Origin of the sequence: Blautia argi (assembly GCF_003287895.1) — a bacterium.
Classification (GTDB): Bacteria; Bacillota; Clostridia; order Lachnospirales; family Lachnospiraceae; genus Blautia; species Blautia argi.
The window spans coordinates 2,126,783-2,144,644 of record NZ_CP030280.1 but is presented as its reverse complement, the minus strand read 5'-3'; the positions used below and the strand labels follow the sequence as shown (position 1 = coordinate 2,144,644).

Sequence of the window (17,862 nt, the reverse complement as noted above, 5' to 3'; positions counted from 1 at the left end):
TTACAAAGGGGAAAGAATGAAAATGAAAAATGTCAAATTGCTAATATGCTATCATAAGCCAGCAACATTATTTAAAGATGAAATTTTCACACCGATTCATGTTGGTCGTGCTAATGCAAGAAAAAAGGCAGCACCAGGAGATAAAAACTACCAATGGATGTTAGACAATATGATAGGGGATGATACTGGGGAAAATATTTCAGATCGAAATGGCTGTTACAATGAAATGACCAGTTTATATTGGGCGTGGAAGAATTATGATAAATTAGGAAATCCGGATTATATTGGGCTTATGCACTATAGACGTCATTTTGTCTTTAGAGAAGATGAAAAAATAGTATATAACATTGAAAACTTTGATGAAGAAAGCTATTTAAGGGAAATTAATTATTCACCGGAAAAAGTCTACAATATGTTAGAGGGCTGCGATTTTATTACGCATATAGGAAAAGTCATTAATGTATATAATCATTATATTGAAAATCACAGACAGGAAGACTTAGATTTAGCAGTTGACATTATGCTGGAAAAATATCCGGAATATAAGGAAATAACAAAAGAATATTTTGCAGGAGATTACAGTAACTTTTGCAATATGTTTATTATGAATAAAAAGTTATTTTTCCAATATTGTGAATGGATTTTTGACATTCTGGAAGAATTTGAAAAACGTGTAGATGTTAGTGAAAAAAGATTCTTTATTTCGGAACGTTTAACCGGTATTTTTATAGCAAAATTGATGGCAGATAAAAGTTTAAAATATAAGGTGCTTCCTATCTCCTTTATTGAAGATCCGGTAAAGATACCAATTGCAATGCCTGTAAGCAGAGAGAAACTGTTCCAGGTAGGAACAACAATGACATCTATTTTAGAAGCTGCAAAAGGATATAACCAGTTTCAGTTTTATCTGTTAAATGATGGCCATTTGGAAGCACATGAAAGACAAAAATTTGACGAATTTGAGAAAAAATATTCTTATTGTAAAATAGAATTTATTGATACGGATGTGAAGGAAGAATTTTATCCGCTTTATGTATCTGAGGCATTATCAGGTATCAATAAATGCATATACATGTCTGGGAATATTGTTGCACTTCAGGATTTAGGGGAATTCTATCGAATCTGTAGTACTGATGATTACTATGCAGTAGGGACATCATTAAAAGATTATGATGTAAAGGCTCAGAAGAAAGAACTTTCTTCCTATATTCTTGTCCTGAATTGCGGAAGGCTCAGACAGCATAAGATGTGGGAGAAATCCGAAAATGATATAAATGCCGGTAAACATGGAATGGAAATTTTTAACCGGTTTTGTGAAAATCAGATAGGATATATTCCATGGTATTTTGTCACCAGAGATAGAGAAAGAGATGCAAAGAACTCCATATTACATGCAGCACAAACAAGAGGAGATATTCAACTGCAGGCTACATGGAGAGCATTGTTGGTATACGATGAAATAGAACCATGGATTGACAGTCAGGGAGTTTATAGTATTTTTTGGTGGGATAATGCTATGAAGGTACCACCAGTATTTGGATTTATGGCGCCGAATTCAAGAGCGATAAAAGTTTTATATACAAAACAGCAGAAAGAAATCAACGAATGGGGACAAGCAAACTGGCAGCCTTCTCATGAGGTGGAACAAGTGCAGCAACCAGTACCAGAGTATCATCCAGTACCAGAAGAAAATATAAATGCCGGAAACGAAGAATGGAGAAATTATAGTTTGTTGGGAAAATTAAGATTTTTCTATCAGCACAATGGCTTAAAGAAAACAATTACATATTCATGTGGTAAAGTGATTAAAGGGATTACAGGGAAAGGAAGTAAATAGACATGGCGCAACCATTAGTATCGGTATTAATACCAGTTTATAATGTAGAAGAATATCTTGAAAGATGCTTGGATAGTGTTTTAAATCAATCATTAACCAGAATAGAAGTCATTTGTGTAAATGATGGTTCTACAGATAAAAGTCTGGAAATCTTAAAAAAATATCAGGAGAATGATTCTAGAGTTATTATTGTAAGCAAAGAAAATGGAGGGCTTCCTTCTGCCAGAAATGCAGGAATTGAAAGAGCCAGAGGAGAATATATTGGTTTTGTGGATTCTGATGATTATGTACAGCCGGATATGTTTGAGAAACTTTATAACACTGCAAAAAAGGAAAAATCAGATGTAGTGGTATGCGGCGCCAATATTTTGCCGGAAACGCCAAGGGCAAGTGATTGGCTGTATGCATGTCTTTCTCCCGGATATAGAAAATATGATAAATTTGATGCAAATATGTTGTTTCATGATATGACAGTGACACCATTTCTTTGGAGAACTTTAATTAAAAAGTCTTTAATAGATAAATATAATCTGCGTCTGAATGAAACGATTATGATTGGAGAGGATAAAGCTTTTCAATGTAAAGTATATCCTTTAGCAGAGTCTATTACTGTTATTCCGGATAAATTATACAATTATTTTTGGTGCAGAGAAGGTTCTTTGATGAATCAGACTGTTTATGGAGATCCTGAAAAAAAGGTATTAGAACACGGGCGACTGATAGCAGATATTGCTGAAACTGTTATGAAATATCAGGAAAAGGAACATATCAAAGAGGCATTTCTGGAATGGAGTATACCATTTTTATATGATGATTTTATTTTTCTTTCATTAGAAAATAAAGTTGATTTGGCTACGAAAATGATTGACGTATGGAATAAATGTGGTTATCCTGAATATAAGTTTGATATGCCGGAATGGAAACGGGAAATGGTGGATTATTTTGAACAGGTGGCACAGGAAGAAAAGATAATTCCAAGGCTTTCTTTGGTAATTCCAGTCGATATTGAGGCAGAATATCTGGAAGAAACGATAGCTAATATATTAGAACAATCTTTAGAAGAAATGGAAATTCTGCTTGTGAATAATGGTACGAAAAATGAAAATTATGCAATTCTTCATAAGTATTTATTTAAGGATAAGAGGATTCGTCTTTTAAATATAGCGCATACTTCTTATGCAGAAGCCTTGAATAGAGGAATGAATCTTGCAAGAGCAAAATATATCACCTTTATGGAAACATATGATTGGTATGAAAATAAAAGCAGCTTGAAAGAATGGATTGAGTACACAGAATCCGAAAATGTAGATGTATGTGGAAGCATGTATTGTATGAAAAATGTTCCAGGAGCATTGGCTGGAGAATATCGTAGTATTTCTAATCCGGAAGAAAATATTGGGAAATATTTAGAAAGTGATTTTCACAGTATGATTTTCAGGACAGAGTATTTAAGAAAAAATGAAATACTTTTCCATGAAAGTACAATTTTAACAGGTTTTGAATTTTTGGCATTTGCATGTCTGCATACAGAGCGTAGGGCTTGGTATCAGAATATTACCTATATACATCGTAACATACACAGACCAGACTGGATAAGTACAGAAAAATGTAAAATTGTTTTAAACATTTTTGTGAAATTAATGAGATTATCAATAGAAAAGAACTGTGCATATTTACAGGTGAAAATTCTTGAAATGTTAAATGGAGATGAATTAGGAAAAATTATTGTTAATAATACAAGAGCATTTAAAGCTTCGCCATCTGAATTCCCAAATGGTGAAAACAGTCAAGTAGAAGCTGTAGATTCACTCTTAAGAATAGCAAGTTTAACAAATGTAGATTTTCTGAAAAAACATGGATATTCTGTAGAAAAAACATATATTAAAACTTTATACGAAGTAATAAAAGAACGACAGAAGTTTTTGGCTGAATTATCCAGTCAGAGATAGCAGAGAGGAAGAAACAATGAAATACGATTATTTAATAGTAGGAGCCGGTCTTTTCGGCGCTGTTTTTGCTCACGAAGCAAAGAAAAAAGGAAAAACGTGTCTGGTTATTGATAAGCGTGACCATATTGCAGGTAATATTTACTGCGAGGAAATCGAAGGAATCAATGTACACAAGTACGGAGCGCACATTTTCCACACCTCTAATAAGGAAGTCTGGAACTATATCAATCAGTTTGCAGAGTTTAATAATTATATCAACTCTCCGGTTGCAGTATACAAGGACGAGCTTTACAACCTGCCTTTTAACATGAATACTTTCAGTAAAATGTGGAATATCCGTACTCCACAGGAGGCAAAAGCTAAAATTGCCCAGCAGGTAGCAGAAACGGGTATTACAGAGCCAAAGAACCTGGAAGAACAGGGATTATCTTTGGTTGGAAAAGATGTTTTTGAAAAGCTGGTAAAAGGCTACACAGAGAAACAGTGGGGCAGGGATTGCAAAGACCTTCCGGCCTTTATTATCAAACGTCTTCCGGTGCGTTTTACCTATGATAATAATTATTTTAATGACCGTTTCCAGGGTATTCCTATGGGCGGTTATACCAGGATTGTAGAAAAGATGCTGGAAGGTGTGGACGTAAAGACAAGTACAGATTATTTCGAATTTATCAAGGAAAATTCAGATGTGGCAGAGAAGACAGTCTTTACGGGTATGATTGATGAGTATTTCGGCTACAGATTGGGGGCTTTGGAATACCGTTCCGTGCGTTTTGAAACAGAAGTGCTGGATACAGACAATTACCAGGGAAATGCGGTAGTAAATTATACGGAGAGAGAAGTGCCGTATACCCGAATTATTGAACACAAGCATTTTGAATTTGGCAAACAGGAAAAAACAGTGATTTCCAGAGAATATTCTTCTGAATGGAAGGTAGGCATGGAGCCTTATTATCCGGTAAACAATGAACAGAATAACAAACTTTTTGAAGAATACAGGAAACTGGCGGTTCAAGAAAAAAATGTTATCTTTGGCGGACGTCTTGGAAACTATAAATATTATGATATGGATAAGGTGATCGAGGCTGCATTGGAAACTGCAAAAAAAGAACTGGTATAAAGATTTAAAGTGGAATGACAACAGAGCTTCATCAGTGCGTTGGCATTGGTGAGGCTCTGACTAAATACAAAGGAGAAATGAAAATGGTAAATCCAGTTACAGTAATGAAAATGTTAAACGAGAGAAAAAAATTTATGGCAAACCACCCGCACTTTTTTGACTTTTTTGTAAATGCATTTGGAAAAGGTGTGGATAAAGATACAGAGATTGAACTGAGCATTCGAAGACCGGGGGAAGAAACAGCGTCCTCTAAAATCAAAATTAAGGAGTCTGATTTGAAGCTGTTTCAGGAATTACAGGAATTGATTAACTGACCTTCTCCCTTTGATGACATATTTCGGACATTATTAAAAAAGATACCGGAATTGGCAGTACCTGAAAATGGTTTGCAAAATTCTCAAAATAACTATTGACATTTCATGACAGTTAGCGTATCCTAATTAATAGAGTTAGTCAATGCTAATAAAAGTTAGAGAGAACTAAGAATCTGATGAATGGAGGGAGTTTATGCAGCCATTAATTTTCTTACAAAACGGAGAGCAGGGAATTATAAGACGAGTCGGGGGCGCTGCAGATACCAGGCGATTTCTGGCAAATTTGGGATTTGTGGAGCAGGCCCCTGTCTGTGTGATTTCCAAATTGAATGGAAATATGATTGTAAATATCAGAGATTCCAGGGTAGCTATTAATGAGGATATGGCAAAGCGCATTCTGGTATAGAGAAAGGGGAAGAAAGATGACGTTAAGAGATGCAAGGGTAGGAACCACTGTAGTGGTTTCCAAAATTGAAGGGGAGGGTGCGTATAAACGCCGGATTATGGATATGGGTATTACAAAGGGCTGTGAAATCTATGTTCGTAAGGTGGCGCCTCTTGGTGACCCGGTAGAGATTACCGTTCGCGGATATGAGCTTTCCCTGAGAAAGCAGGACGCTCAATGTATACAGCTACAGTAATTTTTTTAGAATGAGGTTAATCAAAACTAACTAAATAAAAACCAGGAGGAAGGAAAAATGGCAATAAGGATTGCACTCGCCGGAAACCCAAACTGCGGAAAAACGACCATGTTTAATGCACTAACCGGCGCGAATCAGTATGTTGGGAACTGGCCGGGGGTTACGGTGGAAAAGAAAGAGGGGAAAATCAAAGGGAAGAAAGGAAACAGGGAAGAAATCTTTGTGACAGACCTGCCGGGTATCTATTCACTCTCTCCGTATACACTGGAGGAGGTTGTAAGCCGGGATTATCTGTTAAAAGAAAAGCCTGACGTGATTTTAAATCTGGTAGATGCCACTAATATTGAGCGAAATCTGTATCTGACCACACAGCTTATGGAAACAGGGGTGCCGGTGGTGGTTGCTCTGAATATGGCAGACCTGCTGGAAAAAAATGAGATTCAGATTGATATACGGCGCTTGAGTACTCTGCTTGGCTGTCCGGTGGTAAAGACTTCTGCGCTGAAAGGAATAGGTCTGCAGGAAGCCATACAGGAGGCAGTCCGCTGTGCAAAGCAGGAAGAACAGGTATTGCCCAAAAGGATTTTTAGCAGGGACATGGAAAGCGCCATTGCAAAAACGGAAGGACTTTTGCAGGGAATCGTAGAAGAAACCAAGCTTCGCTGGTATGCTGTAAAACTGTTGGAAAGAGATGGAAAGGTGTTGGAGGAACTTTCCCTGGATTTTCAGATAAGCAAGCGGATTGAGCAGGAAGCAGCATTTCTGGAGAAAAAAGAGGACGATGATATGGAGAGCATTATCACAGATGAGCGTTATTCTTTTATCCAGAAGGTGGTTGCATCTGCTGTGAGAAAGAAGGTTGGTAAACTGACCATGTCAGATAAGATTGACCGGATTGTGACAAACCGTATTTTAGGTCTTCCCATTTTCCTTCTTGTTATGGGTCTGGTATATTATGTTTCTGTAAGTACAGCAGGAACCATGGCAACGGATTGGACCAATGATACTTTTGTAGTTGCCATACAGGAGGCAGCTTCCGGCTTGCTGGCGGCCGCGGGAGCAGGGGATTTGATTATCAGTTTAGTAGTTGACGGGATTATCGGTGGGATAGGTGCTGTACTGGGCTTTGTACCGCAGATGGCAATTTTATTCTTGTTTTTATCCGTTTTAGAAGACTGTGGGTACATGGTTCGTATCGCGTTTGTTATGGATCGTATTTTCCGCCATTTTGGACTTTCCGGAAAAAGTTTTATTCCTCTGTTGATTTCTTCTGGCTGTGGGATTCCGGGTATTATGGCGTCAAAAACCATTGAAAATGACAATGACAGGCGTTTGACCATTATGACAGCAACCTTTGTTCCCTGTGGAGCTAAGCTTCCGGTAATTGCACTCATGGGTGGCGTTATGGTGAGCTATACCACAGGCAGCTACGAGGTGGGCGGACTTATGGCGCCGCTTATGTATTTGCTGGGAATCTCAGCCGTGTTGGTATCTGCAATTATGTTGAAAAAGACAAAGCCCTTCTCCGGTGAACCGGCGCCCTTTGTTATGGAGCTTCCGCAGTACCATATTCCTTCTTTAAAAACCGTGCTTTTGCATGTGTGGGAAAGACTGAAGGGATTCGTTGTAAAAGCGGGTACCATTTTGTTTCTTGCCTGTGTGGTTATGTGGTTTTTGGGTGGCTTTGGATTTACGGAAAGCGGCTTCGGCATGGTAGAGGACAGTAATAACAGTCTTCTGGCAGCTATGGGCGGTATACTTGCACCGATTTTTGCACCTCTTGGATTTGGGGAGTGGCAGCCAGTGGCAGCAGCGCTTTCCGGCTTTACGGCAAAGGAAGCCATTGTTTCTACCATGGGTGTTCTGGCAAATGTGGGCAGCAGTCTTTCCGAAGACCCTGTAACCGTGGGAGCGGCAATCCAGACCTGGTTTCCGGGCGCTCTGGCAGCTTTTACCTTCCTGCTGTTTAATCTTCTGGACTCTCCGTGTCTGGCAGCGATTGCAACTATGGCACAGCAGATGCAGTCCAGAAAATGGTTCTGGTTTGCTATTTTGTTCCAGAATGTATTTGCTTACCTGGTGTGCCTGAGTATTTATCAGATTGGGCTTTTGATAACCAGTGGAGTCTTTACTGTGGGCTCTGCAGCAGGGATTCTGGCAGCGGCAGTGATGCTGTTTTTCCTGCTTCGTCCAGACCCCTATAAGCATAAAAGAGCAGATACAAAGACATCGGTACAGGCAGCAGGATAAAAAGAACAGAAGGAGGAAGAGCGTATGCTTTTGAATGTTTTAATCGCAGGCAGCATTGTTCTGTATTGTGGTTATGTGATTTATCGTCAGATAAAGAAACGGAAAAATCCACAGGCAGGGTGCAGCGGTTGCTGCGGAAGCTGCCACGGATGCAGCCACATTAAACATTAAAAGGAAAAGCGGTTATGTGGGCTTTGGGGTTCTGAATTCTCGGCGAAACTGCAGAGGCGTTCGTTTTTTCTGCTTTTGAAACAGACGGATAAAATAACTGGTGGAGCCAAAGCCGCACTGCATGGCAATTTCTGTTACAGAAAGCGTGGAGGACACTAGCAATTTTTCTGCTTCTGCCAGGCGGATACGGGTGACATAGTCTGTGAAACTCATATCCAGAATCCGGTTAAAGCTGCGGGAAAAATAACTGGAGCTCATGCCGCAAAGCTTTGCCACGTTCCGGGCTTTTAAGGGCAGGTCGTAGTGTTCCTGCACATAGGAAAGGGCAGGGGCGAGCTGCAGAGCCAGTTCCGTGTGAATGGGGGAGTCTGAAGAAAGGGCTGCCCCATTTTTATGCCAGTAACGCAGAATCCACAAAAAAATGCTGCCAATGTGGTTTCGGACAGCCAGTTCATATCCATAGGCTTTTTCCATGTCTTCTCGAAATACTTCTTTTATCAGCCGGGGAATTTGGGTTTTCTGCAAAACTTCTTTTTTTATAATTTTTTCCTGCCCCTGACTGTCTGTGAGAAAGGGGAGGAGATAGAGAAGTTCCAGTCTGCTCTGGGAAAGTCCGTTGTAAATCAGCCGGGGCAGAAAACGTATAACATAATAAGCGCCGCCCTGCTGGGACAGGCTGTTAATGAGATGCACTTCATTGGCGGGAATCAGCACCATATCTCCTGGACCGAAGCGGTGATAAGAGTTCCCCAGATAAATCTCAAAGGATTCTTCTTTTCCGAATAAAATTTCAATATATTCATGGTAGTGGGCAGGATACACCATGCCCTTTCCCTTCATGTCCTGCAAATGGCATACATACTGCAATGGAATGCCGTCAATGCAGGGCTTTTTTTCTTTCATATATTCCATGATAAATTCCTCGCAGGACAAAATTTTACTATTTTTGAGCATGGAAATTATAGCATGGAATTTGGGAAACGTCTATAATAAAGGCAGAAAATCCCTATGGAAAGCAGAAAGGAAATGAGAGTATGGAAGGTACAAAAATAGGAGTGCCCTTAGAGGGCTTTGGAGATAAGGTAAGAGAGGCAGCAGCAGAGGGCATGGTCCTTTTGAAAAACGAACAGCAGATGTTTCCTTTGACAAAAGAGGACAACGTTGCCCTTTTCGGAAGATGTCAGATAAATTATTACAAAAGCGGAACCGGCTCCGGGGGCGCGGTACATACGCCTTATACCACAAACCTGGTAGAGGGCTTCCGCCGCCATAAGGAGATTTCTTTAAACGAAGAATTGATTTCCGTGTATGAAGACTGGATAAAAGAGAATCCTTTTGACAACGGTGGCGGTGTCTGGGCAGGAGAGCCCTGGTATCAGAAGGAGATGCCGGTAAGTGAGGCGCTGGTAAAAAAAGCCAGAAAAACCTCAAATAAGGCGTTGGTGGTCATTGGAAGAACGGCTGGGGAGGACCAGGATAATGCAGCCGTGGAGGGCAGCTATCTTTTGACAAAGGAAGAAGAGGCGCTTATTGAAATCGTGGCAGCCAGCTTTGAAAAAACGGCTGTGGTGCTGAATGTTTCTAATATTATGGATATGAGCTGGCTTTGCACCATGAAAAACAGAGAACATATCTGCGGTGTGCTTTATACCTGGCAGGGCGGTATGGAAGCAGGAAATGCCAGCGCAGACGTTATGACAGGCGCCGTAACCCCTAGCGGAAAGCTGCCGGATACCATTGCTTATCATATTGAAGATTATCCAAGCACTGGGGATTTCGGCGATGAAAAGAAAAATTGCTATAAAGAAGATGTTTATGTGGGATACCGCTATTTCGAAACTTTTGCCCCGGAAAAGGTGCAGTTTCCTTTTGGCTTTGGACTTTCATACACAGAATTTCAGACAGAGATTACAGATACAGGAATAAGCGGAGAGGGCAAAAATGGGGAGATTACCATAAAAGTCCGTGTTACCAATACAGGAGAAACCTACAGCGGAAAAGAAGTGGTACAGATTTATTATGAAGCGCCTCAGGGCAGGCTGGGACAGCCGGTGCGGCAGCTTGCAGCTTTTGGAAAAACAAAGCTTTTAGCGCCAGGGGAAAGCCAGAATCTGACCTTTACCATAGGGGCAGAGCAAATGGCGTCCTATGATGACAGTGGTGTAACCGGTTGTAAAAATGCCTATGTTTTGGAAGCAGGGTTGTACCGTCTGTATGTGGGAACAGATGTAAGAAGCGCTGTTCTTGTGAATATAGAGGGAAAAGAGGGATTGGAAATTCCGGTATGTACGGTAGTGCAACAGCTTCAGGAGGTTCTGGCTCCTACGGAAAATTTTGAAAGACTCCGCCCCGGTAAATTACTGGAAAATGGCATATATGAAGCAAGCAGAGAGAAAGTGCCAATGCAGAGCATTTCTTTAAAAGAGAGAATTCGTGAGAATCTTCCAAAAGAGATGAAAATTACCGGAGATAAGGGCATCACTTTTGCCATGGTAAAGGATAAGAAGGCAACTTTGGAAGAGTTTGTAGCTCAGTTTGGCAAAGAGGAACTGGCAAGAATTGTCAGAGGAGAGGGTATGTGCAATCCTATGGTAACACCGGGAACCGCCTCTGCCTTTGGAGGAACCGCCCCCAGCCTTTATCGATACGGTATTCCGGCAGCCTGTACAGCAGACGGTCCTTCCGGAATTCGCATGGACAGCGGGCTGCAGGCAACACAGATGCCTATTGGTACCATGCTGGCGGCAAGCTGGAACAGGGAAATGCTGGAAGATTTGTATGAATGGGAAGGAAAAGAACTTTTAAGGAATCAGATTGATACACTTCTGGGGCCCGGAATGAATATTCACAGAAGTCCGTTAAATGGCAGAAACTTTGAATATTTCTCCGAAGACCCCTATCTGACAGGCATCTGTGCCATAGCGGCAGTAAGAGGGATTGGAAAGACAGGCGCTGCGGCAACTATCAAACACTTTGCCTGCAACAACCAGGAAAAAGGCAGAACGGCTGCAGATTCCGTTGTATCACAAAGAGCAGTCCGGGAAATTTATTTAAAAGGATTTGAAATGGCAGTGCGAGAAGGAAAGGCCCGTTCTCTGATGACTTCTTATAATCCTTTAAACGGACACTGGACTGCCTCTAATTATGACTTATGCACAACCGTGCTGCGAAAGGAATGGGGCTATAAAGGCATTGTTATGACAGACTGGTGGGCAAAAATGAATGACCCGGAAGAAGGGGGAAAAGAGGATATGAGAAATACGGCGGCCATGGTGCGGGCGCAGAATGACTTGTACATGGTTGTGGCAAACGGTGGTTCTGAGGAGAATGCATATGAGGATAATACCCTGGAAGCCCTGGAAAAGGGAAAACTGACAGTTGGAGAACTGCAAAGATGCGCCTTGAACATCTGTGGTTTTCTTCTGGAAAGTCCGGTGGCAGAAAGACCTTTAAAGACAAAGGAAGAACTGGAAAAGGATACCAAAAGCTTTGTCTTTATGCCGGTAAAATTGCTGCCAAAAGAGCCGGAAACCATGAAGCTTTCTCTGGAACATGCGGGACGGTATAAAATTATGGTGAAGCTGCGTTCTGCCCTTTTAGAACAGGCACAGTCCTCCTGTAATCTGCTGTTGAACGGAAAGCCTGTAGCAACCATACAGACCAATGGGACAGGAAATGAGTGGAATCTTATCAGGCTGGATAATATAGATTTGAAGCCGGGGGAATATGAAGTGGATTTGCAACATATAAAAGCAGGTATGGAAATTGACTGGCTGGAAGTGTGCAGATAAAAAAGAAGGAGGCTGCTACAGGAAACATTCTTGGTGTATGTGGACTGTGGCAGCCTTCTGCCTGTTTTGCAGGGCGCTGTATGCTTAAGTAGTCATCAGCTTTCCCGATATTGTATAAAAATTCCTTTGATAATCTCATAGAGAGGTTTCTTAATCTGGTTTAAAGGTACCGGCTGTTCATAGAGAATGGTGTTATAACTGGTGCCGCTGACTAATTCTAAAATCATATACATCATAATGTCCGGCGTTCGGTAGGTGTGTGCAGCATGTGCCAGCATGGCCTCATACGTTTCATAGATAGAGGGGATATCCTTTCCCGGCGCAGCGGACAGAAAATCCTTGAAAAATCCCCAGCTTAAATGTTTGGAAATCAGAAGCACCAGATTGTGATTTCCGGCAAACTGATCCAGTATGTTGTTAATAATGAATAAAACCTGTTCTTCAAAATCTTTAATTTCTTCATGTTTTGCAAGCTCTGCACAGGCAGCCTGAAAGACCTGGTTTGCCTTGTGACTGATTAAATGATTGCGAATATCGTATTTATCCTTGAAATACAGATAGAAGGTTCCTTTTGCCACTCCGGCTTTTTTTACAATGTCTGCAATGGAAGTTTTGCTGAAGCCATTGTCAATGAACAGAGTGAAAGCAGAATCCAAAAGGGAATTTCGTTTCTGTTCTTTATTATTTTCTACCTTACTCATTTGTACTATCCGCCTCCTTCCATACAATTATAGAGAAGAAAGAGGGAAAAAGTCAAATCTTAAACAAGGAAAAATACGGATTCTACAGATTGCATAAAAAAATAAACTGACTTTTGGTCATAAAATATATTGACTAAAAGTCAGTTTTGCGTTATAACAATAAATGACCAAGGGTCATAAATAAAATTCGGAAAAATATAAGGGAGGAAAGAAAATGGTAAAGCTGGGAAGAAAGATTGTAAAATTCCGAATTCCGATTTTTATCCTGAGTTTGCTGCTTTTAATACCTGCAGGAATCGGATACATAAACACCAGAGTGAATTACGATGTACTGTATTATCTGCCTGATGACATTGAAACCATGAAAGGGCAGGATATTCTGGTAGATGAATTCGGAACAGGCGCGTATTCCATGTTTGTATGCGAAGGCATGCCCAACAAAGATGTGGCAGCGCTGAAGAAAAAAATGGAGAAGGTGGACCATGTTGCTAAAGTTGTGTGGTATGACAGTTTTGCAGATTTAAGCCTGCCGGTGGAAATGCTGCCGGAAAATATAAGGAAGGTTTTGTTTGCAGAAGATTCCACCATGATGTTTATTATTTTCGACACCACTACTTCGGCAGATGAAACCATGGACGCCATTGGAGATATCCGAAAGCTGGCAGGAGAGCAGTGCTTTGTCAGCGGCATGTCAGCTATTGTAACAGATACCAGAAATCTGGCAGAATCAGAGGTTGCAGTCTATGTTTTGATTGCCGTGGTACTGTCCTGTATTGTACTGGCGCTGACCATGGAATCTTATCTGATTCCGTTTCTGTTTCTTATAAGTATTGGAATTGCCATTGTTTACAACATGGGAACCAATGTTTTGCAGGGAGAAATTTCCTATATAACCAAAGCTCTAAGTGCAGTACTGCAGCTTGGCGTTACCATGGATTATTCCATTTTCCTGTGGCACAGTTATCAGGAGCAAAAGGAGCATTTCGGGAGCAACCATAAGGAAGCCATGGCACAGGCAATTGCAGCCACCATTAAATCCGTGGTGGGAAGTTCCATTACCACCATTGCAGGCTTTGTGGCGCTTTGCTTTATGAGTTTTACTCTTGGTATGGATTTGGGTGTTGTTATGGCAAAAGGTGTCATCTTTGGTGTGATTTGTTGCGTCACCGTTCTTCCTTCCATGATTATGATTTTTGATAAAGCCTTGGAAAAGACAAAACACAGACAGCTGATACCGGATTTTCCAAAGGTTTCAGAGTTCCTGGTAAAGCATCATAAAACCTTTGCCCTTCTCTGCGTAGCGTTGTTTATCCCCTTTGCTTATTTCCAGGCAAATACAAAGGTATATTACAATCTGGACGCCAGCCTTCCAAAGGATTTGGAATCCATTATGGCAAATGAAAAATTGCAGGAAGATTACCACATGGGCGCTGCTCATATGATTCTTATGGATAAAAACGTTTCCGGTAAGGAAAAGAACAAAATGATAAAGGAAATGGAAAAGGTTGACGGCGTGAAAGAAGTGCTGGGTCTGGAAACGCTCATTGGACCTTCCCTTCCTCAGAGCATGATTCCTGAAGATATAAAGGAAATTCTGGAAAGCGACCATTATGAATTGATGCTTATTACCAATGAATATCAGACTGCTTCTGAAGAGGTCAATGTACAGATTGATGAGCTGAACAAAATTTTGAAATCCTATGACAAAACAGGTATGCTGGTTGGAGAAGCGCCCTGTACCAAGGATTTAATAGAGATTACAGACCATGATTTCAAAGTGGTCAGCGCAGTGTCTATACTGGCGGTTTTCCTGATTATTTTGTTTGTATTTAAATCCGTAACCCTTCCGGTCATTCTGGTGCTTGTTATTGAAGGGGCGATTTTCATTAACATGGGTATCCCTTATCTGACGGGAACCGAGCTGCCCTTTATTGCTTCTATTGTAATCGGAACCATTCAGCTTGGGGCAACTGTGGACTATGCGATTTTAATGACCAGCAGGTATGAGCAGGAGCGAGGCGGCGGCAAGAGCAAAAAAGAGGCCATCAGTATTGCCCTGCAGAGTAGTATCCGACCTGTCATGGTATCTGCGTTTAGCTTCTTTGCAGCTACTTTTGGCGTTGGCATGTATTCCAAAATTGATATGATTAGTTCCCTCTGTCTTCTGATGGCAAGAGGCGCTTTAATCAGTATGTGTGCAGTACTTTTGTTTTTACCTGCTATGTACTGGCTGTTCGACAGAGTTATCTGTGCAACAAGTAAAAATTTCAAGGTGAGAAAGTAGGAGGTTTTGATTATGAAGAAGAAAAACGTACAGGCGCTTTTGGTTGGAATGTCTGTGATGATGTCCGTGATTTTACCGGTAACTCCGGCTTTGGCAGCAGACAGCAGTCATGCGGAAAAAGAACAGACCGTTTATGTAAATGCAGATGAAAACGGAAATTCAAAGGAGGTTATTGTCAGCAACTGGCTAAAGAATACGGGAAACGAAAAGAATCTGACAGATAAGAGTAATCTGACGGACATTGAGAATGTAAAGGGCGATGAAACCTGTGAACAGAACCCGGACGGAAATCTGACCTGGAATACAGACGGAGGAGATATCTATTATCAGGGAACAACAAACAAGGAATTGCCGGTTTCCGTAAAGCTGACCTATTATCTGGACGGAAAAGAAATGAAGCCGGAAGATTTGGCAGGGAAAAGCGGAAAAATCAAAATCCGAATCGAATACAAAAATAAAGAAAAGAAGACCGAGGAGGTCAATGGGAAAAAGGAAGAAATTTACACCCCGTTTTTGATGATGACCGCCATGATTCTTCCGGCAGACACCTTTACCAATGTGGAAATGACAAACGGCAAGGTACTTTCTGACGGAAACAATGATATTGCCGTGGGATATGGAATTCCGGGGCTTTCCGACAGCTTAAAGCTTTCGGACATGAAGGAACTGAAGGATTTGGAAATCCCTGAGTATGCGGAACTTACTGCAGATGTAAAAGACTTTTCTCTGGGTATGACGGCTACGGTGGCTACCACAGGACTGTTAGAAGATTTCAATCTGGACGATGTAAAAGACAGTAAGGATTTAAAAGAAAAGCTGGATACTCTTACAGATTCCTCTACCGCCCTCGTTAAGGGAAGTAAGGATTTACAGGAAGGGATAGCCACGCTGGACAGTTCTGCCGATACTTTTGTAAACGGTTTAAACAGCGCCGATGAGGGTGCAGGGCAGCTAAAAGACGGCATTGACACCATGAATAACAGCAAGGGAGAATTGCTTGACGGCATTACACGTCTGACAGAGGGCATGGGTTCTTTGGAGAGCGGAGCCGGAACATTAAAGGAAGGCATCAGCGCTTATACCCAGGGTGCTTCAAAGCTGGGAGAGGGTATTTCTCAGACAGCAGAGGGCGCAGAAGCTCTGGATACCGGTATTGGAACTTTGAATGAGAAAAAAGATACGCTGACAGAAGGCGTGGGACAGTTAAGTATGGGCGGTCAGCAGCTTGCTCAGGGAACCGGACAGCTGGAAAAGGGTGTCAGGGATTATACGGCAGGAGCGGAGCGGTTAGATGAAGGAATCGGAATGCTGCAGGAACAGCTTGCCAGTGCAGAGGGACAGATGGCACAGCTTGGTGAAGCTGTGAATCAACTGACAGAAGGTGCCGGGGCTTTGAGTCAGGGAGCAGAAGCATTAAAAGGCGGCGTGTCACAGGTAGAAGGTGCAGCCGGAGCCTTGGGAGAGAATGTGGCAGGACTGAAAACAGCAGCTTCCACAGTAGGAAGCTTGAGCGGTCAGGCAGCCAGTCTGATTGAAGGTTTTTTAAACAGTCAGGGAACACCTCAGGCAGATATGGGGGCTGTCAATGAGCAGGTTGCCGCGGCCATTGCCCAGGAGAACGCCCTTGTAAACGAACAGGCAAACGCACAGGCCAATGAACAGCAGTACAACAATGTGGCAGCTGCCTTAGATGTCGCAGGAATTCCGGAAGAGGAAAAGCAGGCAGTATTGGCAAATTTAAGCGGAATCGGCGTATCTGTAGGGGTACAGACCTCAGCTGATGTAAGCGTACCGGTGACTGCCGGGGATAACAGCAGTGCAGCAGGTGTGGCAGAAGGTTTGAAACAGATACAGGGCGCTATGGAAGCCGTAAACGCACAGATACCGGAAGCAGAGCAGGCATTGGAAGCAGCCGGGGCACAGATTGCACAGATGAAGGACGGAGCAGCCCAGGCAGGAGAGGGCGCTGAGGAATTGCAGATAGGAGCACAGAAACTTTCCGGCGCTATGGGAGCCATGGGAAATCTGTCACAGCTTTCCAGAGAACTTCAGGCAGCTCTTGCACAGCTGAAACAGGGCAGCGAAATGCTGACTGGCAACAATGTAGAATTAAATGCAGGCGCTGCAGCCGTAAATACAGGCGCGTCCTCTTTGAACGCAGGAATCCAGCGGTTATCAGAGGGAGCCGGACAGTTAAGCGGCGGTATTTCCCAGCTTGCCCAGGGCAGCAGTGCACTGCGCGCAGGTACAAAGGAATTGCAGACAGGAGCAAATGCACTGACTGCAAACAATGACCAGCTAAATACAGGAGCAGTTCAGCTTTTCCAGGGAAGTACAGAACTTTTAAAGGGCGGCAATGCACTGGCAGAAGGCGGCAATGTTGTTAAGTGATGGTATTTCCCAGCTTGCCCAGGGAGCGGCAGCCTTAAAGGACGGAACTTCCCAGCTGGCAACAGGCGGAAAAGAATTAAAAAGCGGTACTCTGCAGTTAAAGGACGGTTCCACACAATTAAGCGAGGGTATGGAAAAATTTGATAAAGAAGGCGTGAAAAAAATCACAGATACCTTAAACGGTGATGTGAAAACCATGCTGGAAAGACTGAAGGCAGTGGAGCGGGCAGACAAAGATTACAAGGCTTTTGACGGACAGAATGACAATGCAAAAGGAAAAGTAAAATTTGTCATTGAAACTGCAGGAATTGAAAACAAATAAATGCATTTTCAGATTGTATCCTCTGAAAAAAAGAGCTATAATGTTCCTTACGCAGAAAAATACAAACGGGAAACCGGTATTTGGATAAAGGAAG

The 17,862-nt window shown here is 42.0% G+C and carries 14 protein-coding genes; 12 read left to right on the top strand and 2 right to left on the bottom strand.

Annotated elements, in window-relative coordinates; genetic code table 11:
- Positions 1-16: 16 nt before the first annotated feature.
- The 8 genes from DQQ01_RS10480 to DQQ01_RS10445 all read left to right on the top strand — a co-directional run bounded on the left by DQQ01_RS10480 (position 17) and on the right by DQQ01_RS10445 (position 8,279).
- Positions 17-1,837, top strand: a complete 1,821-nt coding sequence (locus DQQ01_RS10480) for a DUF4422 domain-containing protein (RefSeq protein ID WP_111919993.1) — start codon at positions 17-19, stop codon at positions 1,835-1,837.
- 2 nt (positions 1,838-1,839) lie between these two features.
- The gene (locus DQQ01_RS10475; RefSeq protein WP_111919992.1) at positions 1,840-3,786 is read left to right on the top strand and encodes a glycosyltransferase family 2 protein; all 1,947 of its coding nucleotides are present in this window, start codon (positions 1,840-1,842) and stop codon (positions 3,784-3,786) included.
- 16 nt (positions 3,787-3,802) lie between these two features.
- Positions 3,803-4,903: a UDP-galactopyranose mutase gene (gene glf, locus DQQ01_RS10470; RefSeq protein ID WP_111919991.1), complete on the top strand. Its 1,101-nt coding sequence runs from the start codon at positions 3,803-3,805 to the stop codon at positions 4,901-4,903.
- Between the two features lie 83 nt (positions 4,904-4,986).
- A complete protein-coding gene (locus DQQ01_RS10465; protein WP_111919990.1) occupies positions 4,987-5,217 on the top strand; it encodes a hypothetical protein in 231 nt (76 codons plus the stop codon).
- A 193-nt stretch (positions 5,218-5,410) separates the two neighbouring features.
- Complete coding sequence (locus DQQ01_RS10460) at positions 5,411-5,623, top strand: FeoA family protein (RefSeq protein WP_111919989.1); 213 nt, start codon at positions 5,411-5,413, stop codon at positions 5,621-5,623.
- Between the two features lie 16 nt (positions 5,624-5,639).
- Positions 5,640-5,858, top strand: coding sequence for a FeoA family protein (locus tag DQQ01_RS10455; protein ID WP_111919988.1), 219 nt, complete (start codon positions 5,640-5,642; stop codon positions 5,856-5,858).
- Positions 5,859-5,915: 57 nt separating this feature from the next.
- On the top strand, positions 5,916-8,108 hold the full coding sequence (gene feoB, locus DQQ01_RS10450) for a ferrous iron transport protein B (RefSeq protein ID WP_111919987.1): 2,193 nt from the start codon (positions 5,916-5,918) through the stop codon (positions 8,106-8,108).
- Between the two features lie 24 nt (positions 8,109-8,132).
- A complete protein-coding gene (locus DQQ01_RS10445; RefSeq protein ID WP_111919986.1) occupies positions 8,133-8,279 on the top strand; it encodes a FeoB-associated Cys-rich membrane protein in 147 nt (48 codons plus the stop codon).
- 12 nt (positions 8,280-8,291) lie between these two features.
- Here DQQ01_RS10445 and DQQ01_RS10440 read toward each other — a convergent pair whose 3' ends face one another.
- Positions 8,292-9,191 carry an AraC family transcriptional regulator gene (locus DQQ01_RS10440; protein WP_111919985.1) on the bottom strand — a complete coding sequence of 300 codons (900 nt, stop codon included), beginning with the start codon at positions 9,189-9,191 and terminating at the stop codon, positions 8,292-8,294.
- A gap of 122 nt (positions 9,192-9,313) precedes the next feature.
- Here DQQ01_RS10440 and DQQ01_RS10435 point away from each other — a divergent pair, with 122 nt between their 5' ends.
- Positions 9,314-12,070, top strand: a complete 2,757-nt coding sequence (locus DQQ01_RS10435; protein ID WP_111919984.1) for a glycoside hydrolase family 3 protein — start codon at positions 9,314-9,316, stop codon at positions 12,068-12,070.
- 95 nt (positions 12,071-12,165) lie between these two features.
- On the opposite strand, the gene DQQ01_RS10430 is transcribed toward DQQ01_RS10435, so the two are convergent.
- On the bottom strand, positions 12,166-12,771 hold the full coding sequence (locus DQQ01_RS10430) for a TetR/AcrR family transcriptional regulator (protein WP_111919983.1): 606 nt from the start codon (positions 12,769-12,771) through the stop codon (positions 12,166-12,168).
- A 214-nt stretch (positions 12,772-12,985) separates the two neighbouring features.
- Between DQQ01_RS10430 and DQQ01_RS10425 the strand changes: the two genes are divergently transcribed.
- From DQQ01_RS10425 to DQQ01_RS16600, 3 genes are read left to right on the top strand one after another with little or no spacing between them, the layout of a single operon-like run.
- Positions 12,986-15,055: an efflux RND transporter permease subunit gene (locus tag DQQ01_RS10425; protein ID WP_111919982.1), complete on the top strand. Its 2,070-nt coding sequence runs from the start codon at positions 12,986-12,988 to the stop codon at positions 15,053-15,055.
- 12 nt (positions 15,056-15,067) lie between these two features.
- Positions 15,068-17,446 carry a YhgE/Pip domain-containing protein gene (locus DQQ01_RS10420; RefSeq protein WP_242980328.1) on the top strand — a complete coding sequence of 793 codons (2,379 nt, stop codon included), beginning with the start codon at positions 15,068-15,070 and terminating at the stop codon, positions 17,444-17,446.
- Positions 17,433-17,768, top strand: coding sequence for a hypothetical protein (locus DQQ01_RS16600; protein ID WP_242980326.1), 336 nt, complete (start codon positions 17,433-17,435; stop codon positions 17,766-17,768). Before DQQ01_RS10420 ends, DQQ01_RS16600 begins: the two co-directional genes overlap by 14 nt.
- The last annotated feature ends 94 nt before the right edge of the window (positions 17,769-17,862 follow it).

Coding starts and splice junctions, on each gene's coding strand:
- DQQ01_RS10480 (WP_111919993.1), top strand. CDS start 17: ATGAAAATGAAAAATGTCAAATTGCTAATATGCTATCATAAGCCAGCA.
- DQQ01_RS10475 (WP_111919992.1), top strand. CDS start 1,840: ATGGCGCAACCATTAGTATCGGTATTAATACCAGTTTATAATGTAGAA.
- glf (WP_111919991.1), top strand. CDS start 3,803: ATGAAATACGATTATTTAATAGTAGGAGCCGGTCTTTTCGGCGCTGTT.
- DQQ01_RS10465 (WP_111919990.1), top strand. CDS start 4,987: ATGGTAAATCCAGTTACAGTAATGAAAATGTTAAACGAGAGAAAAAAA.
- DQQ01_RS10460 (WP_111919989.1), top strand. CDS start 5,411: ATGCAGCCATTAATTTTCTTACAAAACGGAGAGCAGGGAATTATAAGA.
- DQQ01_RS10455 (WP_111919988.1), top strand. CDS start 5,640: ATGACGTTAAGAGATGCAAGGGTAGGAACCACTGTAGTGGTTTCCAAA.
- feoB (WP_111919987.1), top strand. CDS start 5,916: ATGGCAATAAGGATTGCACTCGCCGGAAACCCAAACTGCGGAAAAACG.
- DQQ01_RS10445 (WP_111919986.1), top strand. CDS start 8,133: ATGCTTTTGAATGTTTTAATCGCAGGCAGCATTGTTCTGTATTGTGGT.
- DQQ01_RS10440 (WP_111919985.1), bottom strand. CDS start 9,191: ATGGAATATATGAAAGAAAAAAAGCCCTGCATTGACGGCATTCCATTG.
- DQQ01_RS10435 (WP_111919984.1), top strand. CDS start 9,314: ATGGAAGGTACAAAAATAGGAGTGCCCTTAGAGGGCTTTGGAGATAAG.
- DQQ01_RS10430 (WP_111919983.1), bottom strand. CDS start 12,771: ATGAGTAAGGTAGAAAATAATAAAGAACAGAAACGAAATTCCCTTTTG.
- DQQ01_RS10425 (WP_111919982.1), top strand. CDS start 12,986: ATGGTAAAGCTGGGAAGAAAGATTGTAAAATTCCGAATTCCGATTTTT.
- DQQ01_RS10420 (WP_242980328.1), top strand. CDS start 15,068: ATGAAGAAGAAAAACGTACAGGCGCTTTTGGTTGGAATGTCTGTGATG.
- DQQ01_RS16600 (WP_242980326.1), top strand. CDS start 17,433: ATGTTGTTAAGTGATGGTATTTCCCAGCTTGCCCAGGGAGCGGCAGCC.